Annotated in this window: 18 protein-coding genes and 3 tRNA genes; 14 read left to right on the forward strand and 7 right to left on the reverse strand. The window is 37.9% G+C overall.

What is annotated here, in order from left to right; genetic code table 11:
- Positions 1 to 112: 112 nt before the first annotated feature.
- From G6R09_RS08400 to G6R09_RS08415, 4 genes are all read left to right on the forward strand, one after another.
- Positions 113 to 691: a molecular chaperone gene (locus tag G6R09_RS08400; protein WP_163921661.1), complete on the forward strand. Its 579-nt coding sequence runs from the start codon at positions 113 to 115 to the stop codon at positions 689 to 691.
- Positions 691 to 1245, forward strand: coding sequence for a ferredoxin-type protein NapF (gene napF / locus G6R09_RS08405; RefSeq protein ID WP_107204459.1), 555 nt, complete (start codon positions 691 to 693; stop codon positions 1243 to 1245). Before G6R09_RS08400 ends, napF begins: the two co-directional genes overlap by 1 nt.
- A 141-nt stretch (positions 1246 to 1386) precedes the next feature.
- Positions 1387 to 2028 (forward strand): AcfA family outer membrane beta-barrel protein, encoded by a 642-nt coding sequence (locus tag G6R09_RS08410; protein ID WP_163921663.1) that lies wholly within the window; start codon positions 1387 to 1389, stop codon positions 2026 to 2028.
- An 87-nt stretch (positions 2029 to 2115) separates the two neighbouring features.
- Positions 2116 to 2511, forward strand: a complete 396-nt coding sequence (locus G6R09_RS08415) for a YgiW/YdeI family stress tolerance OB fold protein (RefSeq protein WP_163921666.1) — start codon at positions 2116 to 2118, stop codon at positions 2509 to 2511.
- Positions 2512 to 2647: 136 nt separating this feature from the next.
- On the opposite strand, the gene G6R09_RS08420 is transcribed toward G6R09_RS08415, so the two are convergent.
- Positions 2648 to 3028, reverse strand: coding sequence for an AzlD domain-containing protein (locus G6R09_RS08420; RefSeq protein ID WP_065166151.1), 381 nt, complete (start codon positions 3026 to 3028; stop codon positions 2648 to 2650).
- A gap of 14 nt (positions 3029 to 3042) precedes the next feature.
- On the reverse strand, positions 3043 to 3831 hold the full coding sequence (locus G6R09_RS08425; RefSeq protein ID WP_065166150.1) for an AzlC family ABC transporter permease: 789 nt from the start codon (positions 3829 to 3831) through the stop codon (positions 3043 to 3045).
- Positions 3832 to 4157: 326 nt separating this feature from the next.
- Here G6R09_RS08425 and G6R09_RS08430 point away from each other — a divergent pair, with 326 nt between their 5' ends.
- The 3 genes from G6R09_RS08430 (at position 4158) to G6R09_RS08440 (ending at position 6643) form a co-directional block, all read left to right on the forward strand.
- Positions 4158 to 4538: a RidA family protein gene (locus tag G6R09_RS08430; protein ID WP_065166149.1), complete on the forward strand. Its 381-nt coding sequence runs from the start codon at positions 4158 to 4160 to the stop codon at positions 4536 to 4538.
- A 51-nt stretch (positions 4539 to 4589) separates the two neighbouring features.
- Positions 4590 to 5879: a serine dehydratase subunit alpha family protein gene (locus tag G6R09_RS08435; protein WP_065166148.1), complete on the forward strand. Its 1290-nt coding sequence runs from the start codon at positions 4590 to 4592 to the stop codon at positions 5877 to 5879.
- A 98-nt stretch (positions 5880 to 5977) separates the two neighbouring features.
- Positions 5978 to 6643: a transcriptional regulator gene (locus G6R09_RS08440; RefSeq protein WP_065166147.1), complete on the forward strand. Its 666-nt coding sequence runs from the start codon at positions 5978 to 5980 to the stop codon at positions 6641 to 6643.
- Positions 6644 to 6731: 88 nt separating this feature from the next.
- Here G6R09_RS08440 and G6R09_RS08445 read toward each other — a convergent pair whose 3' ends face one another.
- Complete coding sequence (locus G6R09_RS08445) at positions 6732 to 8132, reverse strand: APC family permease (RefSeq protein WP_065166146.1); 1401 nt, start codon at positions 8130 to 8132, stop codon at positions 6732 to 6734.
- Positions 8133 to 8556: 424 nt separating this feature from the next.
- On the opposite strand from G6R09_RS08445, the gene G6R09_RS08450 reads away from it, so the two are divergent.
- The 7 genes from G6R09_RS08450 (at position 8557) to G6R09_RS08480 (ending at position 17899) form a co-directional block, all read left to right on the forward strand.
- Positions 8557 to 9213, forward strand: a complete 657-nt coding sequence (locus G6R09_RS08450) for a TetR/AcrR family transcriptional regulator (RefSeq protein ID WP_163921669.1) — start codon at positions 8557 to 8559, stop codon at positions 9211 to 9213.
- Positions 9214 to 9256: 43 nt separating this feature from the next.
- Positions 9257 to 10222 carry an HlyD family secretion protein gene (locus G6R09_RS08455; protein ID WP_163921671.1) on the forward strand — a complete coding sequence of 322 codons (966 nt, stop codon included), beginning with the start codon at positions 9257 to 9259 and terminating at the stop codon, positions 10220 to 10222.
- The gene (locus G6R09_RS08460) at positions 10212 to 11138 is read left to right on the forward strand and encodes an ABC transporter ATP-binding protein (RefSeq protein WP_065166143.1); all 927 of its coding nucleotides are present in this window, start codon (positions 10212 to 10214) and stop codon (positions 11136 to 11138) included. The genes G6R09_RS08455 and G6R09_RS08460 overlap by 11 nt, the downstream gene beginning before the upstream one ends.
- On the forward strand, positions 11135 to 12244 hold the full coding sequence (locus G6R09_RS08465) for an ABC transporter permease (protein WP_065166142.1): 1110 nt from the start codon (positions 11135 to 11137) through the stop codon (positions 12242 to 12244). The genes G6R09_RS08460 and G6R09_RS08465 overlap by 4 nt, the downstream gene beginning before the upstream one ends.
- Positions 12245 to 12367: 123 nt before the next feature.
- On the forward strand, positions 12368 to 13429 hold the full coding sequence (locus G6R09_RS08470) for an FAD:protein FMN transferase (RefSeq protein WP_065166141.1): 1062 nt from the start codon (positions 12368 to 12370) through the stop codon (positions 13427 to 13429).
- A gap of 245 nt (positions 13430 to 13674) precedes the next feature.
- Complete coding sequence (locus tag G6R09_RS08475) at positions 13675 to 14823, forward strand: efflux RND transporter periplasmic adaptor subunit (protein WP_240345712.1); 1149 nt, start codon at positions 13675 to 13677, stop codon at positions 14821 to 14823.
- Positions 14810 to 17899 carry an efflux RND transporter permease subunit gene (locus G6R09_RS08480; protein WP_163921676.1) on the forward strand — a complete coding sequence of 1030 codons (3090 nt, stop codon included), beginning with the start codon at positions 14810 to 14812 and terminating at the stop codon, positions 17897 to 17899. Before G6R09_RS08475 ends, G6R09_RS08480 begins: the two co-directional genes overlap by 14 nt.
- A 63-nt stretch (positions 17900 to 17962) precedes the next feature.
- Here the strand turns inward: G6R09_RS08480 and G6R09_RS08485 are convergent, their stop codons facing one another.
- From G6R09_RS08485 to G6R09_RS08500, 4 genes are all read right to left on the reverse strand, one after another.
- Positions 17963 to 18307: a hypothetical protein gene (locus tag G6R09_RS08485; protein ID WP_163921679.1), complete on the reverse strand. Its 345-nt coding sequence runs from the start codon at positions 18305 to 18307 to the stop codon at positions 17963 to 17965.
- Positions 18308 to 18450: 143 nt separating this feature from the next.
- Positions 18451 to 18527 (reverse strand) — tRNA-Val (locus G6R09_RS08490).
- 44 nt (positions 18528 to 18571) lie between these two features.
- A tRNA-Val gene (locus G6R09_RS08495) sits at positions 18572 to 18648 on the reverse strand.
- 45 nt (positions 18649 to 18693) lie between these two features.
- A tRNA-Val gene (locus G6R09_RS08500) sits at positions 18694 to 18770 on the reverse strand.
- Between the last annotated feature and the right edge of the window lie 36 nt (positions 18771 to 18806).

Below are 18806 nucleotides of genomic sequence, written 5' to 3' on the forward strand. Positions count from 1 at the left end.
ATGTTTTTATTCTTATTTGTTTTATTGTTAATTTTATTAATTTGTCACAGAACAATTTACTTTTTATGTTTTTACGTTATCTTTTGCAAAAATTTGAGTTGAGTAGTATTCGATGGAACAAATAACAATTTTAGCGCGTGTATTTGGTAGCCTTTTTTATTTTCCATTAACACATACAAATAACCTTGAGCTTCTAAAAGCAATGGGTGACAGTGATGAGGAAAGTTTGTTTTCTGGGTTGGCCCAGCGAATGGCAATAGACGGTGATATTGCTTTAGCAACAGATTTTCAGCAGTTATTTGAAGGCATGGACGTAATGCCCGCCCCCCCGTGGGGATCTGTGTATTTAGATCGTGAGCAAGTGATATTTGGTGATTCATTATTACGCTATCGTGAGTTTTTAACTCAGCAACAAATGGCACTTGATACGGGAATGCGAGAACCTGAAGATCAATTTGGGTTGATGTTGTTGGCGTTAGCAAATCTTATTGAACAGCAGTCAGATCATGTAGCAGCAAGAGAATTACTTGAGCAACATTTATTACCTTGGGGCTATCGTTATCTCGAGCTGGTGGAGAAAAATGCAAAAACACAAACCTATCAGTATCTAGCTGTAGCGATGCAGCAGTGGTTACACTATGTACAACAAGAATTAATCCTAACACCTGCTGATATGAAGGTTTATTTTTAATGGCTGACCGCGACGAGCGTTATTACCGTAGTTGTTTGGATCACTACCATGTGAGCCGTCGTGGATTATTTCGAGGCTTATTTGGCGGGCTAAAGAACAGTCAGCCTCAACAACAGATTACAGTGATCCGTAGTATTGCTCGACCACCAACAGCAGTCGACGAGGCGTTATTTACGACATTGTGCAATGGCTGCAAAGCTTGTGAACAACAATGTTCGCAGCAAGTGATCGAATGGGGTGATGATAATAAACCGCAGTTAAATCTTGATTATAACCATTGTACTCAATGCGGAGAGTGTCAGCGAGTATGTCCAACACTGGCATTATCATCACCAATCGCAGATACTGAATATCGACCAACATTTAGCGCGGGTTGTCTCAATCGCGTCTCTGGACAGTGTCAAGCCTGTGTTGAGCAATGTCCTCAACAAGCATTAACGATCAATGCCAATCAACAGCCACAAGTCGACAGTCGTCGGTGTGATGGTTGTGGTTTATGTCGCAGTAATTGTTATATCGGTGCGGTGACCTTGGCGTTAATTATTGTCACTTAATGTGATGCATATCTAATTTATTTGAGTTATGCATTGGTTGGTATTCATTTAAATTTGTTATTGGTCACTTTCTTCACGATCTCTTCACGCTTATGGTTATAAAGTTACTCCAACGAAAGAGCTTTGGATGCTTATAACACGATGAATAACAAATTATTATTACCGTTAGCTTTACTATGTTCACCAGCATTTGCTGGACCGTATGTTGGCCTTGAGGTTGGTGCAACTTCAATTAACCATGATTTTAGCACTCACTTTGTTGCCGATGCTAAAACGGTAACGCCAAGTAACTCATCAACAACCTTTGGTGGCTTTGTGGGTTACCGCAGTAATAATATCGGTATTGAGTTAGGTTATAAGCAGTTTGAATTAGAAGGCTCAACCAGTCAGCATTTACCGTTAGTTAACAATAATAGTTATACCCATGAAAGAGAGTGGGAAGCTGATATTAATGCTAAACAGTTTATCGTTAAACCTGTTTATTTTTATGCGCTGACTGAAAAAGTACAATTAAAAGCCGGTGCTGGTATTACTTACACACAATATGATTATTCATCATCGGCTCAAGATGAATATGAAAATGTATTAAATGATGATATTGAATATAGTACCCCTCGCCTCGGTGGCGAAAGCAAAAATAAGAGTGAGTTTGGTGTAATAGCCAGCATTGGTATTGATTATAACGTCTACCGTAATATCAATATTGGTGCAGCCATGGAGTATTATGTCGACAGTACTGCAAATGGCGGTAACGTGACAGTAAATACAACGTATTTCTTCTAATACGTCATCAATAAATTATCTATTAAATGTCATTATTGAATAGGCATTTAATATTAGCCATATATTAGATTAAGAAGTGATTAAATAATGAAAAAGTCAATTTTACTGGTTACCTTACTAGCGGCAATGACATCAACAGCTGTATTTGCTAATAACCAAGTTATCAATCAAGTTGCTCAACCACAACAACAAGGTTTTTCAGGTCCTACACACGGTATTAACACAGTTAAAGGTGTCGTAGATGCAGGTATGTTTAGTGATGATACTCCTGTTACATTAACAGGTTACTTAACTTCATCTCTTGGTGGCGAGCATTATACCTTTACTGATGGTAGTGGCACGATGACAGTTGAAATTGATCATGACAAGTGGTTCGGTCTTCATGTTACACCACAAACAAAAATTACGATTCAAGGTGAAATCGATAAAGAATTTAACCATACTAAAGTTGATGTTGATCACGTACGCTTAGCACAAAAATAATACATATTGATATGTTAATTAAGCCTCGTTTGTTATCAGACTAGGCTTTTTTTTGATAAAAATAAAAAACCCGAGCGGTAAAGCTCGGGAAAGAGAGAGTGGAACATTTATTATTATCGAGAGTTAGTAATATTATTTAGCACATTAGGTGATGAAAGAAGTGCATCATAGGATCAAGGTAAGTTTGGAATAAAATTAATGAAAGCAAACCACCAATAACCACCCAAATAAGACCAAAACGTAAACTTATCATAGTGCAAACAATCGCCGCTAATAATTTAGGGTTCTCTAAGTTAAATGCAAAGTTTGATCCTTTACCTAAAATTTCCACCGCAATAATAGCGGGTAAAACAGTAACTGGAACAAAGCGCAATGTTTTTTTGAATCGCTCTGACATATTAAAACGACCTGCCATTCCAATTACAGCAAAGCGAATAATAAATGTGGCGGCAATCATCGCCAGTGATAAATAAAGAACATAATCATTATCTAAAGCAATATGTGCGTGAGTATGCATGGTTATGATCCTTACTATTTATTAATTGTAGTAGTTGATGAAAGAGTTTGTTGGTATTGCTGTTCATCAGCTAATTCTTGCAGAATGATTTTTTTAGCTTCTGCTTTGGTTTCAGCTTCCATTCTCTCCGTTGAGATATCCATTTTGTAACCTGCGTAAACACCAACGATTGCCGCAATAACAAGCCCTAATGAATAAGGTAAGCCTGATAATAAAATACCAGTGACTGTTGCAATAACAGCGGCCACAATACATTCACGCTTTTTAACTTGTGGAATAACAATCGCAATAAAGGCTGCGACCATCGCAAAATCTAAACCGTAATCAGCAATATGTGGGAATGAAGAGCCAATCATTGCACCACAGAAATCGGCAACGACCCAGTTAACCCAAAAACCAAACATTGCTGCTAAATAAAACCACTGACGCCCTGGTTTTTCTTGCTTCATTTCACCAATGGTTGCTGCATACACTTCATCAGTTAGACCATACGACATCAGCATTCGTGTTGGCATGTTGTATTCTTTTACATATTCGGATAATGAGGCGCTATAAAGAATGTGGCGTAAATTAATAACAAACGTGGTAACAAAAATAACAATAATCTCGGTTGATGATTGTACTAAACCAAGCGCTACCATTTGTGCTGATCCTGCAAAGACGGTTAATGACCATAACGTACTTTGTAAAACAGACATGCCGGCATTAATACTGATCGCACCTACAATGAAGGAGAAAGGAAATGCTCCTACGCAAAGAGGAAAGATAGCTTTTAGTCCTGCTTGTATTAATTGTTTCTTCATGAGCGGCCTACTTTAATGAGTGTGTCTAATTCAAAAATAATTGCAGAAAATATGTCTACGGTGTTTTTTTACTATTTTATTTTGTGCAAATATATTTGATTTAAATAGGTTTTGCAATGCAAGTTACAAGTTGTTATACACTATATTGTGACCGTTTTTGATTATTTTTATAATAAAGTATAACTTAATCCTTGATTGATAACGAATAAATGCTATTTATTTAAAGTTGGAACATATGATTTCAAAATTGATTGCAAATAAAGTTGCATTATCTAAAGTTTAAAGGTTAAACTAAATTTGAATTTTAGATTAGAGAGATAAAAAACATGTCAAAAGTAATCACTTCAAAAAACGCACCTGACGCAATTGGTCCTTATTCTCACGGTAATGCATTTGGTGAATTGATTTTCACATCAGGTCAACTACCTGTATGTAAAGAGAAAGGTGGTATTGTTGATGGTGGTGTTGCTGAGCAATCTCGTCAATCTCTAGAAAATTTACGTTCTGTATTAGAGGCTGGCGGCGGTGATATGAACACGGTTGTTAAAACGACATGTTACTTAGCAAATATTGATGATTTTGCTGCTTTTAATAAAGTTTATGCAGAATTCTTTACAACAGAATGTCCAGCACGTAGCTGCTTTGCTGTTAAAGACTTACCAATGGGTGCGTTGGTTGAAATTGAAGCAATTGCATACCGTAAGTAATTTACTCATAAATAATAACTAAAATAATTAGTACCATTAAGGGTCATCAATATGAATACACAATGGAAGCAATACAAAAAAATCATTAACACTGTAGTTAAACCGGCATTTGGTTGTACTGAGCCTATCTCAGCAGCCTACGCCTCAGCTGTTGTTGCCCAGTTATTGGGTCAAGAGGTTGAAGAATTAACAGTTAAGGTTTCAGACAACTTATTTAAGAACTCAATGGGTGTGTTTGTGCCTGGTACAGGTAAGATTGGTTTGCCAATTGCTTCCGCTGTAGGTGCTATCGGTGGTAATCCTGAAGGTGGTCTGGAAGTTTTAGTTAACATTACAGCAGAAGATGTCGAGAAAGCTCAACAACTTATTGATGCAGGTAAAGTGCATGTAGGTCGTAAGGATGTTGAAGAGTTTATTTATTGTTATGCAGAAGCAAAAGCGGGCGACAGTATTGCTACTGTCGAAATTAGTGGTGGTCATACACAAATCATTAAAAAGACGCTAAACGGTGAGATTGTTTATGATACGACAGCTTTAAATGGCTGTGAGCAACAGCAAAAATCCACCGCTTCTGTATGTGACGATATCGATATCTCTATTGCTGGTATTTATAAGTTTGCAACAGAAGCCGATTTTGCAGATATTGAATTTATTCTACAAGCACGTGAACTCACAGTAGCGCTTTCTAACGAAGGTTTGAATAATAAATATGGTCTGCAAGTCGGCCGTACTTATCAAAAAAATATCGAAAATGGTCTATTAGGTGATGGTCTGGCAAATCGTGCTGTAATGCGTTCTGCTGCCGCGTCTGATGCACGAATGGGTGGTGCAACACTACCAGCGATGAGTAACTATGGTAGTGGTAACCAAGGTATCTGTGCATCTATGCCTGTGATTGTTTTTGCAGAGCATTGCCAAGCAACCGATGAGCAACTTGCTCGTGCACTTATCATGAGTCACTTAGGTGCCATTTACATGAAGTCTTTTTATCCACCACTATCACCATTTTGTGGCTGTGCGGTAACAAGCTCAGCAGCATCAATGGCGATGACATATCTGCAAGGCGGCTCATTTGAAAAAATCTGTTTTGCTATTCAAAATACGCTGAGTGATACCACAGGTATGTTCTGTGATGGTGCTAAATCGACGTGTGCGATGAAAGTGAAGAGTTCAACCAGTTCAGCTGTAATGAGCTCGTTAATGGCAATTGATAACCATGAGGCACATGCTCAAGGTATTGTTGCTAATGACGTTGAAACTACGATCCGCAATGTAGGTCGTATGGTTACTGAAGGTATGACAAATACTGACAGAACAATAATTAAGATTATGTCTGCATAATCACTGCATTTTAACCGCCTAATCTATATTCATTCACAAATAGGATGAGTGTAGAAGGCGGTTTTTTTGTATCTATGATTTAACCAATGGAGCTATGAATGTTATTACGAAAATTAACAACGAGTGATTATCATATTCTTCATGCAATTGAGAATATTGTTGATGGCATTGCTGCAATGCGAGGTGAACATACAGAAGTGTTATTACACAGCTTAGATATTCGTCATCCATCGATAATCAAAATAGTGAATGGCCATATCACCGGACGAGAAGTAGGAGCACCGATTACTAACCTTGCTTTAGTCAAACTGAATGAAGGCAAAGATATTTCAGACGCTTATATAACTAAGTGTCCTGATGGTAAAACATTACATTCAATTACTACTATTATTCGTAACCATCTTCAACATCCAATTGGTATGCTATGTGTTAACACCAATTTAGATGCGCCATTTCAATCAATGATCCAATCTTTCTTACCCAATATCACGTCTCATTGTGATCATAGTTTCACTGCTGAAACGTTTGCTCGAAATAACGATGAAATGATGCATAGCGCAATTGAATCTATTCGTCTTCAGATTATGGGAGATAATAGTATTCCTCCTTCAAAGAAAAGCCGTGAAATTGTTACACGTTTAAATGAAATGAATATTTTTGATTTAAAAGACAGTGCGCAGATTGCAGCTCAAGGGCTGAATATTTCTATACATACCATTTATCGATATTTGCGTGAATTACGTCATCATGAAGCACTACATTAATAGGTGCCATAATATATAAAAAACCGCAGTATTATTGTTAATACTGCGGTTTTTTTTATGTCGCTATAGACGATGATTATTTGAGTCATTAAGCCTGTTTGAGCTGCTTGTTACGATAAATAATAGCAACAATCGCTGGAAAACTAAAAATAATAAATCCTGAAATTAATGCAATTGCAGCAGTACTTTTGTTAATGCTAGATGGTACATCGAAAGAAACAAAAATAGTGACGAAACAACTGATTAAACCCAGTGTTGAAGCGATGACCATGCCAAATTTCCCACCTGGTACGCGGAAAGGACGCTCAATATGATGATGCTTGCGGCGTGATGCTAAGAAACTGATGAAAATACAAATGTACATTACCATGTAAAGTTGCGTCATCAGAATATTAAGTAACCACATACCTTGGTTAACATTGGGCACTAACACAAACACTAACGATAATAAGCTAACAATAGCACCTTGCAATAGCAGTAGTGGCACTGGTGCTTTATTACGGTTTTCTTTAGATAAGCGCATTGGCATAAACTTATCTTTAGCTGCAACGTGTAAACTTTTAGTTGGAGCAATGATCCAGTTATTTAAACTAGCCAAGCTACCAAATACAATTGCAAGTGCGATTACAGGTAATAAGAAGGGTAAATTCATATCTTCAAAGAAGGTTTTAAACGCCAGAATAATACCTTCACTTAAACTTGAGTTATTGTGTGAAACAACCGCTGCAATAGATAATGAACAAGCTGTTAGCGAGACTAAAATCATGATAGTCGAAACTAATAATGCTTTAGGGTAGGCTTTTTGTGGGTTCTTAACTTCATTTGCATAAGCGGTAGTGATTTCAATGCCAGTAAGTGATAACACCACAGCAGTAAAACTAGCACCAATACCACTTTGAGAGAAATCTGGTAACCAATCTGAAACATGACGTAATGAGATATGTGATGCTTCAGGGTTAGTATATGTCCAATAGCCACCTAATGCGATAATAAGCAAAATAGGGAAGATCAGACCAATCATACCAAAAACATTAGTGATCAGTGATGATAGACGTAAGCCAAAGATGTTAACTAAGGTCAGCGCCCAAAAAATAACATTAATCATCACTAACATGAAAATATTATTTTCTGCTAAATGGGGGAAGAATGGGTAAGTACCCGTCGCAACAATAAATGATATCAGTGGTGGATAATAGACAATATTTTCAGCGTATTGATACCACACGGTAACAAAACCAAAGTTATGGCCTAATGTCTCTTTACCCCACAGGTAAACCCCGCCTTGTTTTGGGTAAGTGGTGCTCATTTCTGCACAGACTAATGCTGTTGGTACAAAGAAGCATAGTCCCGCAAGTAAAAAGAAAGAAATAGCATGGCTGCCAAAGAGTGCTGCGCCCGGTAAATTACGGATACTATCTACCGAGGTTATCGTGATCATTATTATCGAGAAAACGCTTAGTTTTGCAGCAGATTTTGCGATATCGCCCATTAAAGGCCCTCAGGTTAAGTCCGCAAAATGTGTTATAAAACAGCAAGCAATGCGGTATTCAAAAGAAAAAGAGTAGCATTTTAGAGCCTGTAGCTTACGTTGGTATATAGGCAAAAATGACATATTGATTATCAAAAATGGTAATAAGGATTCAGTATAGTAAATAATAATTATTTAAAAGATTTATTTTACTTCGATATGAGAATGTCAAAGCTATAACATGAGGAATTATAAGCTTATTTAGTCGCTATTTTGCAGCATTTAACTATATGTAGTTACGGCTAAGATTGATGATGGATGTCACTTAAGCTGCATCAAGAAATGAGTAATTAATCATTTAGTACTTTTTTGAATAATTATTTGTTTATAAAGCGAGCAATATCGATCGTATAATTAAACAAATGATTAATTACATGAGGTATAGATGAGCAATGAACTAAATAAAAGAGCGAGTGGACGACCAAATATCGATATAAATGCTCGCCAATTATTGATCGTTCATGCGCGAGAATTATTTTCTGTGATGGCTTACGATAAAGTGTCAACACGAATGATTGCTCAGAAATCAGGGGTAAATGTCGCGATGATCCGTTACTACTTTAATTCAAAAGAGGGATTATTTGAGGCGATGGTACGGGAAACTCTCGCACCAATTCAAATATTGATACAACAATTATTGGTAGAAAAAAACACCACGAGTCTCTTTGATTTAATGCGAACGTATTATCGTGTAATGACTTTAAACCCGGCTTTTCCACGGTTGATATTTCAATTAATGTATTTACCGAATACCAATAATCAGCGTATAGCGATGGAAAAAATATTTACGGAAATTACCCAACCATTACAACATCAAATTTTTGAACCATTAGCTCAGCAAGGCGTTATTCGTGCTGACTTAGATCCTCGTTTATGTAAAATATCTTTTATGAGTTTAATGGTTTTTCCTTTTATCGCACCACCTTCGATATTAAACATTCAAGGTGTTGAAGTTAATGAAGATTTTTTTGTGCGTTTGCTTGAGCATAATATAAAAGTGATCACTGGAGGATTATTATTGCCCATAGAAGAGCCATTGTAAGCTTGTTTTGTATGGATAGTATTTGAGTTCAATGGAGCTGATTATGAAAAAAGTATTGTGGCATTATTGTATTTTTATTGCCTTATTTATCGTTGTAACGGGATGTAATGATCAAGCAGCCACTTTAGCACTTGGCACGATTGAACGTGATCAGATAGCCCTTACAGCAACAGCAAATGAAATTATCACCTCGCAACCTATTGCTGAAGGCAGTGCAATTAAAAAAGGTCAGGTAGTTGCAACGCTGAAATCGCAACAACAACAAACGCGAGTAGCTAAAGCGCGAGCAGTGAAGCAGCAAGCACAAGCTTATTTACAGCGTTTAACCAATGGCGCTCGTCTTGAAGATATTGCTGCGGCACAAGCACAAGTGGAACAATACCAAGCGAACTTCCTCGATAAAAGTGAAGATAATCAACGCATACAACGCTTATTTGCTAAAAAAGTTGTGTCAACGGCAGAGCGTGATCGTGCTCAAACACAGCGTGATATAGCACAAGCTGAACTACAAACAGCAATTAATGGGCTGAAAAAAATAGTCAGTGGTGAGCGTATTGAAGATATCAAACAAGCTCAAGCAGCATTAATGGCTGCCACCACTGATGTAACGTTACAACAACAAATTTTGCAAGACTACACAATCGTTGCCACTCGTAATGGTGTTGTTGAAAGCTTGCCATATCATATCGGTGATCGTGTTGCTGCTAACGCAACCATTGCAATTATTACGCCCCCGACCATCCCTTATGCGCGTATTTATGTACCAGAACCTTATCGCGTCAATATTCAAGCAGGCAATACATTAACGATACATGTTGATGGTATTAAACAGCCTTTTCAAGGCACAGTACGTTGGATAGCAACCATGCCTTCTTTTACACCTTATTACACTCTCAATGGTAGTGATAAAGCGCGGTTAGTGTATTTGGCCAAAGTAGACTTTCCTGAAACGGGTCGGGATTTACCAGCAGGGGTGCCAGTTCAAGTGGAGATGCCACATGAGCGATAATGCGATTATTGCAACTAATCTAAGTCGAAAATTTGGTGATTTTGTTGCGGTCGATAATCTGAATTTAGTGGTACCTAAAGGGACTATTTATGGTTTCTTAGGTCCTAATGGTTGCGGTAAATCGACCACATTAAGAATGTTAACGGGATTATTAACTCCAACCACTGGCAATGTGAATGTGCTTGGATTTGATATTCCACGACAAGCCGAACAATTACGGTTACGTATTGGCTATATGACCCAAAAATTTTCGTTATATCAAGATCTAACCATTCAAGAAAACCTTGAATTTATGGGACAGATTTTTGGTATGCCAAGAGCACAACGACAACAACGTGTTCAACAACAATTAATCACTTATGGGCTTGATCAACGGGCTAAACGACGAGCAAGTGAATTAAGTGGTGGACAGCGACAGCGTTTAGCATTAGCGGCAGCCACCATCCATCAGCCCGATTTATTGCTTCTCGATGAACCAACATCAGCTGTTGATCCTGAAAATAGACGTGATTTCTGGGAAAAATTATTTGATCTGTCGGATCAAGGCACCACGATTTTAGTCACGACACATTATATGGATGAAGCAGAACGGTGCCACAGCTTAGCTATTATGGAAGCGGGTATCGTACGGGCTAACGGAACACCAAATGCACTTATGGCAGCAATGGCGGTGACGGTTGTTGAAATAGAAGCCCAGCAATTACGTCAATTGAAAGCGAAAATTATACAATTACCCCAAGTACGATCTGCAGCTCAACTTGGAGTAAGGTTACGGGTGTTGGTGTCAAAGGATGTTGAGGATCCTGTTGGTTGGTTACAAATACAAATACCCGTATTAGCAACAGCGATAATAACAATTAGTCGACCAAGCCTTGAGGATGTTTTTGTAACCAGCACAGGGGAGAGACGACAATGATCACTCGCTTATGGTCGAGTCTATTGCGGATCAATGCAATTGTTAGCAAAGAGTTACGGCAGTTAAGTCGGGATCGTATCACCTTTGGTATGATCGTAATGATCCCATTAATTCAATTGTTATTATTTGGTTACGCTATCAATACCAATGTTCGTAATGTGCCTACTGCAATCGTTGATCAGAGCCACTCAGCGACTGGACGTATGCTGGTGGAGTCGATTAAAGCCACGCAGGTCGTTGATGTTATCGCGAGTTATGCCACGCCTCAGCAAGGGCAACAAGCGATTATGGATGGCACAGTAAAAGCGGTATTAGTGCTTCCGCCTGATTTTCAACGACGAATAGCGAAGCAGCAAATATTAGGTCAATGGTTGGTTGATGGATCTGATGCATTGATCAGCTCGACCATCATGCAATTACAAAAAATGCCGCTAACAGAAGTTATTTCACAACGTAAACTTCAACCGAATAATTTTGAAGTGACGTTGTATTTTAATCCAGAGCGCCGCTCTGCAATTAATATTATTCCAGGGTTACTGGGGGTGATATTAACCATGACAATGATTTTATTTACCTCGGTTGCCATTGTACGTGAGCGAGAACAGGGTAATTTAGAGTTATTAATCACAACCCCAATTCAGCCATTAGAGTTGATGCTTGCCAAAATAACGCCGTATATATTTATTGGTCTTATTCAATCCATTATTATTTTAGGATTGGGACATATCATTTTTGATGTGCCAATTAATGGCTCATTAACGCAAATATTGCTTGGTACATTGTTGTTTATTGTTGCGAGTTTAACCTTAGGTCTGGTGATTTCGACTAAAGCGACTACGCAGCTACAAGCGATGCAAATGACCATTTTTATTTTATTGCCATCAATTTTACTATCAGGGTTTATGTTCCCTTATGAAGGGATGCCCGTTGTCGCCCAATGGATTGCAGAGGTATTACCAACCACCCATTTTATCCGTATTATTCGTGGCATTGTGTTGCGAGGTGCTGATTTAGTCGATTTGTGGCGTGATACATTATGGTTAATTATATTCACCATTGTAGGACTAATCGTCGCGTCAATACGGTTTAAGAAAACGTTAGATTAAGATCATGACTAGAGATTATGCTTTTTGAGAATAAGTAGGCGTGGTGTTATTTGTTTATGGCCTAGCGATCTTTCGGCGCTATTGTTAGACTTCGACCATTATTTAGAGATCTAAGGTCGTTTTATGTTCACCTATTCGCCAAAATTATTGTCAAAGCGAAGCTATGTTACCGCGTTGTCGTTATCTGCTATCGTACTGTTGTCTGGTTGTAGTCAAGCGCCAAAATTACACAAGATCACGGGTTTTGCTGAAGGTACTAGCTACCATGTGACATATTGGTCAAAACAGGATGTACCTGTGGCGAAGGTAACTGAACAGTTTAATAAAAAGCTGGCAGCGATTGATAAAGAATATTCCACTTATCGCAATGATTCATATATTTCTAAGTTTAATCACAGCATATCGACTCAGTGGCAACCCGCTTCTAAAGATTTCATTTATATGTTGTCGCTTGCGAAAAAATTAAATAAAGATAGTCACGGTTGTTATGATCCTACGATTCAGCCTTTGTATAAATTGTGGGGTTTTCAAGGTGAGACGCTTAATGTGCCGACAGCTCAGCAAATAGCGGCGATAAAAAAAGATATTGGTATTGATAAGATTGAAATTGATCCAGTAAATTTACGGATCAGAAAAACCATTCCTCAGATACAAGTAGATCTATCTTCAATGGGCGAAGGGTATGCGATCAGTCAGCTAAGTAAAATCTTAGAAGCTGATGGCGTTAATAATTATTTAGTTGAGTTTGGCGGCGATATGAAAATTAAAGGTCGCAAACTTGAAGGTCAAAAATGGCGAGTCGCTATTGAACAGCCAATAGCATTAAAAGACGGTATTCGTCCTTATACTATCGTTAATATTAATGCGGAAGATGGTGTGTCATTAAATACTTCTGGCACTTACCACCACAATTTTAAAGATGGCAAAAAAGATTATTCCCATATTTTAGATACTAGAACGGGAGCACCAGTAACCCATGATTTAGTGTCAGCTTCTGTATTTGGTCATAACCCGATTGTGAGTGATGCTTGGGCAACCTCAATGTTATGTTTAGGGCCTGTTGAAGGTAAAATTGTCGCCAATGAGCAAGACTTATCGGTCTATTTTATTCAAAGTGAGAACAACACATTTAAAAGCTCTAAAAGTAAAGCACTGCAAAATAATAAACGTATCACGCTAAGTTAGTTGAATGGTTGTATCTGAATAATTATCGTTAATAAAACGACTGTAAGTGGTGAGTGATCACCGCTTTTTTTATGGCATTTTTAAGATAAGCACATGTATTCACAAGGCAGTTATTTGTTATGTTAGGTATAAATAGCTTTTATATATTGACACTATTTTAACGTACAATGAATTAATATTGATACTGTGAGGGTATAATTGAAATGAAATAGAGCACTATCATGGAGTGTAAGAGCAGAATTTTAATGGGTATATTGGTTCTTCCAATGATGTTTACAACATTATCGTCGCTGGCGAGTGAATCGGTAAAAACATCATTAATTCCAATTAAAATTCAGAATATAAAAAATAGAACTTTCAACCAAGACTTTCAAGAAGTCGGTAAAATTACCGCTGTAGATTCTACAGCATTAACCTTTAGCGCATCCGAAAAATTAATAACAAAATGTTTTTCTGATGGTGCTTATGTCCATAAAGGAGAGGTTATAGCGAAACTTGATAGTACGCAACCCAAAGCAGAACTGCAAAAATCTGAAACACAATATGCAATTGAACGTTCTAAATTACATCGCATGTTAGCGTTAATCCAAAAACAGCCAGATGCAATATCAAAGCAAGATATTGAGAATCAGAAATTACAAACACACTTAGTACAAGTGGATGTACAACAAAAAAAAGATGATTTACTTAATTATCAATTAATAGCCCCGTTTAATGGTCGTTTGACTAATTTCAAATATTCTATCGGTAGCCGTATTAGTGCTGATGATGTTGTAGTGTCGTTAATTAAAAATGATCCCGTGAAAGTTGCGTATTCGATCAGCCAACAAGAATTAGCACAAGCAGCATCTAATCAGCAGGTCACTATTTCTGTTGATGCTTATAAAAATAAACGTTTCACCGGTGTGGTTAATTACATTGCTCCAGAAGTGGACTCACAATCAGGCCGTATTGATGTTCAAGCTAATATCAAAAATACCGATAAATTACTCATTCCAGGTATGTTTGCTAAAGTAACACAGCATTCGGATAAAAATATCACTTACCCCATTGTGTCTCAAACCGCAGTCATTGTTGATGGTGATAAGCGTTATGTGTGGCTTTATGATGGTAAAGGGGTCAAACAACAGCCTGTTATTCTCGGTGATAACACCAATGATGGTTATGTGGTAATTAAACAAGGTGTTGATGTTAATGATAAAGTAGTCGTTGCAGGTCAGCAAAACTTAAAACCAGACTCTTTGGTTAAACTTCAAACATCCACAGTATCCACAACGCCAGTTTTACCATTATCTTCACCCCAAAAAAACACAAATCCAGCTTCGTCCTTAAATAAACCGATGCAAAAAGTAACAGAGAGCTCAAATCAAGGAGCTCAGCATGAAACTGCCTGAGATTTGTATTAAACATCCGATTTATTCATGTGTGCTAAGCATTGCGATTGTGCTGTTGGGCGCAGTGGCATTACAAACCTTACCGGTGCAATATTTTCCAGATCACCGCGCTCCGAATGCAACGGTTACCGCGCATATTTCAGGTGCAAGTGCTGAATTTATGTCTGATAACGTCGCCGATAAACTTATTTCTGCAGCGACGGGGCTTGAATCTGTTAAAAATATGAACACTGATTGCCAACAAGGAACATGTTCATTAAAAGTATTTTTTAAAGATAATGTATCTGATGTGAAATATGCCAGCTTGATGAATAACTTGCGCAGTAAAGTTGAATCAATTAATAACTTTCCACCAAGTATGGTTGATAAACCTACCGTGACTGATGACTCTTCAGAAAATGCGCTGCCAAGTAATATTATTACCTTTGTTGCAAAAGGAAAGATAACCAAGCAGCAAATGTATGAGCTTATTAGCCAACAACTTATTCCTCAGTTTAGTCACATACCGGGAGTTGGCGGTGTTTGGGGACCCTATGGTGGTAGTAGTCAAGCGATTCATGTTTGGCTTGATCCTGAAAAGATGATGGCACTTGGTATTACAGCAACCAATGTGGTGAGTACATTAAGTAAATATAATGCCACTTTCACCGCTGGAACGATTCAAGGTCAAGTTCGTGATTTCTCGATTAACCCTGTGAGTTCAGTGAGCAGTGTTGATGATGTGCGTAATTTAGTGATTCGATATGATAATGGCAATATTGTCCGTGTTGGTGATGTTGCGAATGTTGTTAAAGACGATGCCAGTTTAACGCCTTCAATATTACATATTAATGGTCAATTAGGGATGTCGATTCAGACGTTACCGCTTAAAAGTGAGAACCCCGTTGTGGTCGCTCAGCGCGTTAAAGCGGCAATGGCATCGATGAATATCCCTAGTTCCATTGAAATGAAAATGGTTTATAACCAAGCAGATTTTATTAAGGCATCGATTGATGAAGGCTTTAAAACCTTAATTGAAGCAATTGTATTAGTTGCAGCGGTGGTTGTACTGTTTTTAGGCTCCATACGATTTGCGCTTATTCCGTTGATTACTATCCCTGTGTGTATTATTGGTGTATTCGCAGTAATGGCGGCGTTAGGCTTTAGTATTAATGTATTAACGATTCTGGCGATAATTCTTGCTATCGGTTTGGTCGTTGATGATGCTATCGTGGTGGTTGAAAACTGTTTTCGGCATATAGAACAAGGTAAAAAGCCGTTAGAGGCTGCGATAGTAAGTAGTAAGGAAATTGTCGCCCCTGTTATTGCAATGACATTAACTCTGGCAACGGTTTATTGTCCCATTGGTTTTATGTCAGGACTAACCGCAGATTTATTTCATCAATTTGCTTTTACGCTTGCAGCCGCCGTTCTTATTTCAGGTGTTATAGCGCTAACATTGTCACCAATGATGAGTGCTTATCTATTAAAGCCAGTCGCTCATCCACCCGCTTGGTTTGTGTGGGTCGAGGGTAAAGTTGATCAGTTAACAGCTAAGTACTTACAATTGTTGAAGTTTGTTTTTATCAAGAAAAAGTGGTTAGTTGTTATCGCGATATTACTTATTAGTGCGTCAACGGTTGCAGTATGGTGGATGCCTAAAACGTTATTACCAATTGAAGATACTGGCTTTATTTCAGTATCGACTAAATCACCATCAGGGGTAGGGCGACCTTATCATCTTCAAAATAATGCCCAGTTAAATAGTGTTTTTAATGGCGATCCTGCTATTGCGGCAAATATGGCTTATATTGAATCAACCCCAGAAAATCATTTGATATTAATGCCATGGAATGAGCGTAAACAAAATATTGAGCAAATTATTAGCCGTTTAATGCAGAAAGCAAAATCAACGGTGTCGGCTTATGGTATATCAATGTCTGTCCGTTCAGCGGACAATTTAAATTTACCTGCCGGATTAGTGCTTGAATTAACAACGCTGAATAAAAACACCCTAGCATTAAGTGATACAGCAGCGAAGGTTGAGAAAGCACTCAGTAATTATGCGGGTGTTTCAAATGTCAGTAATTCAACCCATCGTGATTTATTGCGGTTTGATTTGAAAATTGATCAAAATGCAGTGGTGTTATCAGATGTTGATTATGCTGATGTAACCAGTGCTGTATCGACGTTTTTAGGATCAGTGAAAGCGGCAGATTTAAAAATGGCCGATGGTTATACTTATCCAATTCAAGTGCAAGTAAATAAACAATCGCTGGGTGATTTTAAGATATTAAATAAGTTATATGTCGTATCAAAAACAGGAAAAGCGTTACCGTTATCGCAGTTTGTGACGATTAAGCAAGTGACAGCAGAATCTCATATTAAAACCTTTATGGGACTTGATAGTGCAGAAATTACGGCGGATTTAATGCCCGGTTACAGTGCCAGTGATGTGCAGCAATTTGTGAATCATCATGTTCCCAATTTATTACAAAAAGGACAGCAGTATCAATTTAATGGCGTAGTAAAAGATCTTCAAGATTCATCAAATGGTATGACACTAATTTTTGCGATGGCATTGATTTTTGTATTTTTAATTTTAGCGGTGCAGTTTGAAAGTTTCTTTGAACCGTTAATTATTATGCTTACAGTGCCCTTGTGTTTAGTCGGGGCATTATTAACCTTAACGGCCTTTGGTCAGAGTCTTAATATTTACTCTAAAATTGGATTGTTAACATTGGTTGGGCTTGTAACTAAACACGGTATTCTATTGGTTGATTTTGCGAATAAACAGCAAAGACAACATGGCATAAATGCCTATGATGCCGCTATTATGAGTGCTAAATCTCGTTTAAGGCCCATAATGATGACATCACTTACAATGATCATTGGTTCGTTACCATTAGCATTTGCAATAGGGCCTGGCTCAATAGGTCGAATTAATATTGGTTTGGTGTTAGTGGGCGGATTAATACTAGGAACGGTATTCTCGTTATTTGTTGTACCTATTGCTTATGTGGAAATGGCAAAAATAAGACGATGTAATATGAGCAAGTACTGGCGGTTGTTAAGGTTTGCTAAGAAAAGTGATTAATAGAGATATTGATAGTATAAGCCACTCATGATGAGTGGCTTTTTAATGATCTGAGGGCGTTAATCAATGCTTGAATGTTGTTTTTTCATTGTCGCTAGTTGCATTGATATCGCCAGCCGGGTTGAGTAAATGCGGTACGATTTTAGGTAAATTTAATTCAATGTTTTTATCTGTAACGGGATTAATTGCGGCGTTATACCAGCCCAGTAAGCCGAGAACAGCATAACCAATCGCATCATCGCTTTCACGGTGCTCAAGAATGATTTGTAGAAAGCGTAAAATAGCTTTGTCGTTTGATTTAGCTTGGATTAATGTTTCATCAAAAACCACAGCAGCTTCAGTGAGTAAACCTTCAAATTCAGTATCAACTGATACTTTAAACGAGCCGCCATCAACAGTAATTTTCATCGTTATATCGTCAATTATTATAATTGATATAAATATTACCTAATTACTGTTCGGTTGTCGCTAACCTGTGCTGTTGATTGCAATTGTTATGATCCAGATACAAAAAAGCCTGCTAAAAAGCAGGCTTGGTTGTATCTAAAAGATGGTGCTCGCTACTGGACTCGAACCAGTGACACCTTGCATGTCATGCAAGTACTCTAACCAACTGAGCTAAGCGAGCAAATTGTACAGCGATAAACCGCAATTAAGCTGTTTATTTTAAAATGGTGCTCGCTACTGGACTCGAACCAGTGACACCTTGCATGTCATGCAAGTACTCTAACCAACTGAGCTAAGCGAGCAAATTGTACTGCCATAAACCGCAATATAAGCCGTTTATTTTAAAATGGTGCTCGCTACTGGACTCGAACCAGTGACACCTTGCATGTCATGCAAGTACTCTAACCAACTGAGCTAAGCGAGCAAATTGTACTGCTATAAACCGCAATCAAGCCGTTTA

This window comes from Photobacterium sp. Alg240-V54 (assembly GCF_900537155.1).
Lineage (GTDB): Bacteria > Pseudomonadota > Gammaproteobacteria > Enterobacterales > Vibrionaceae > Photobacterium.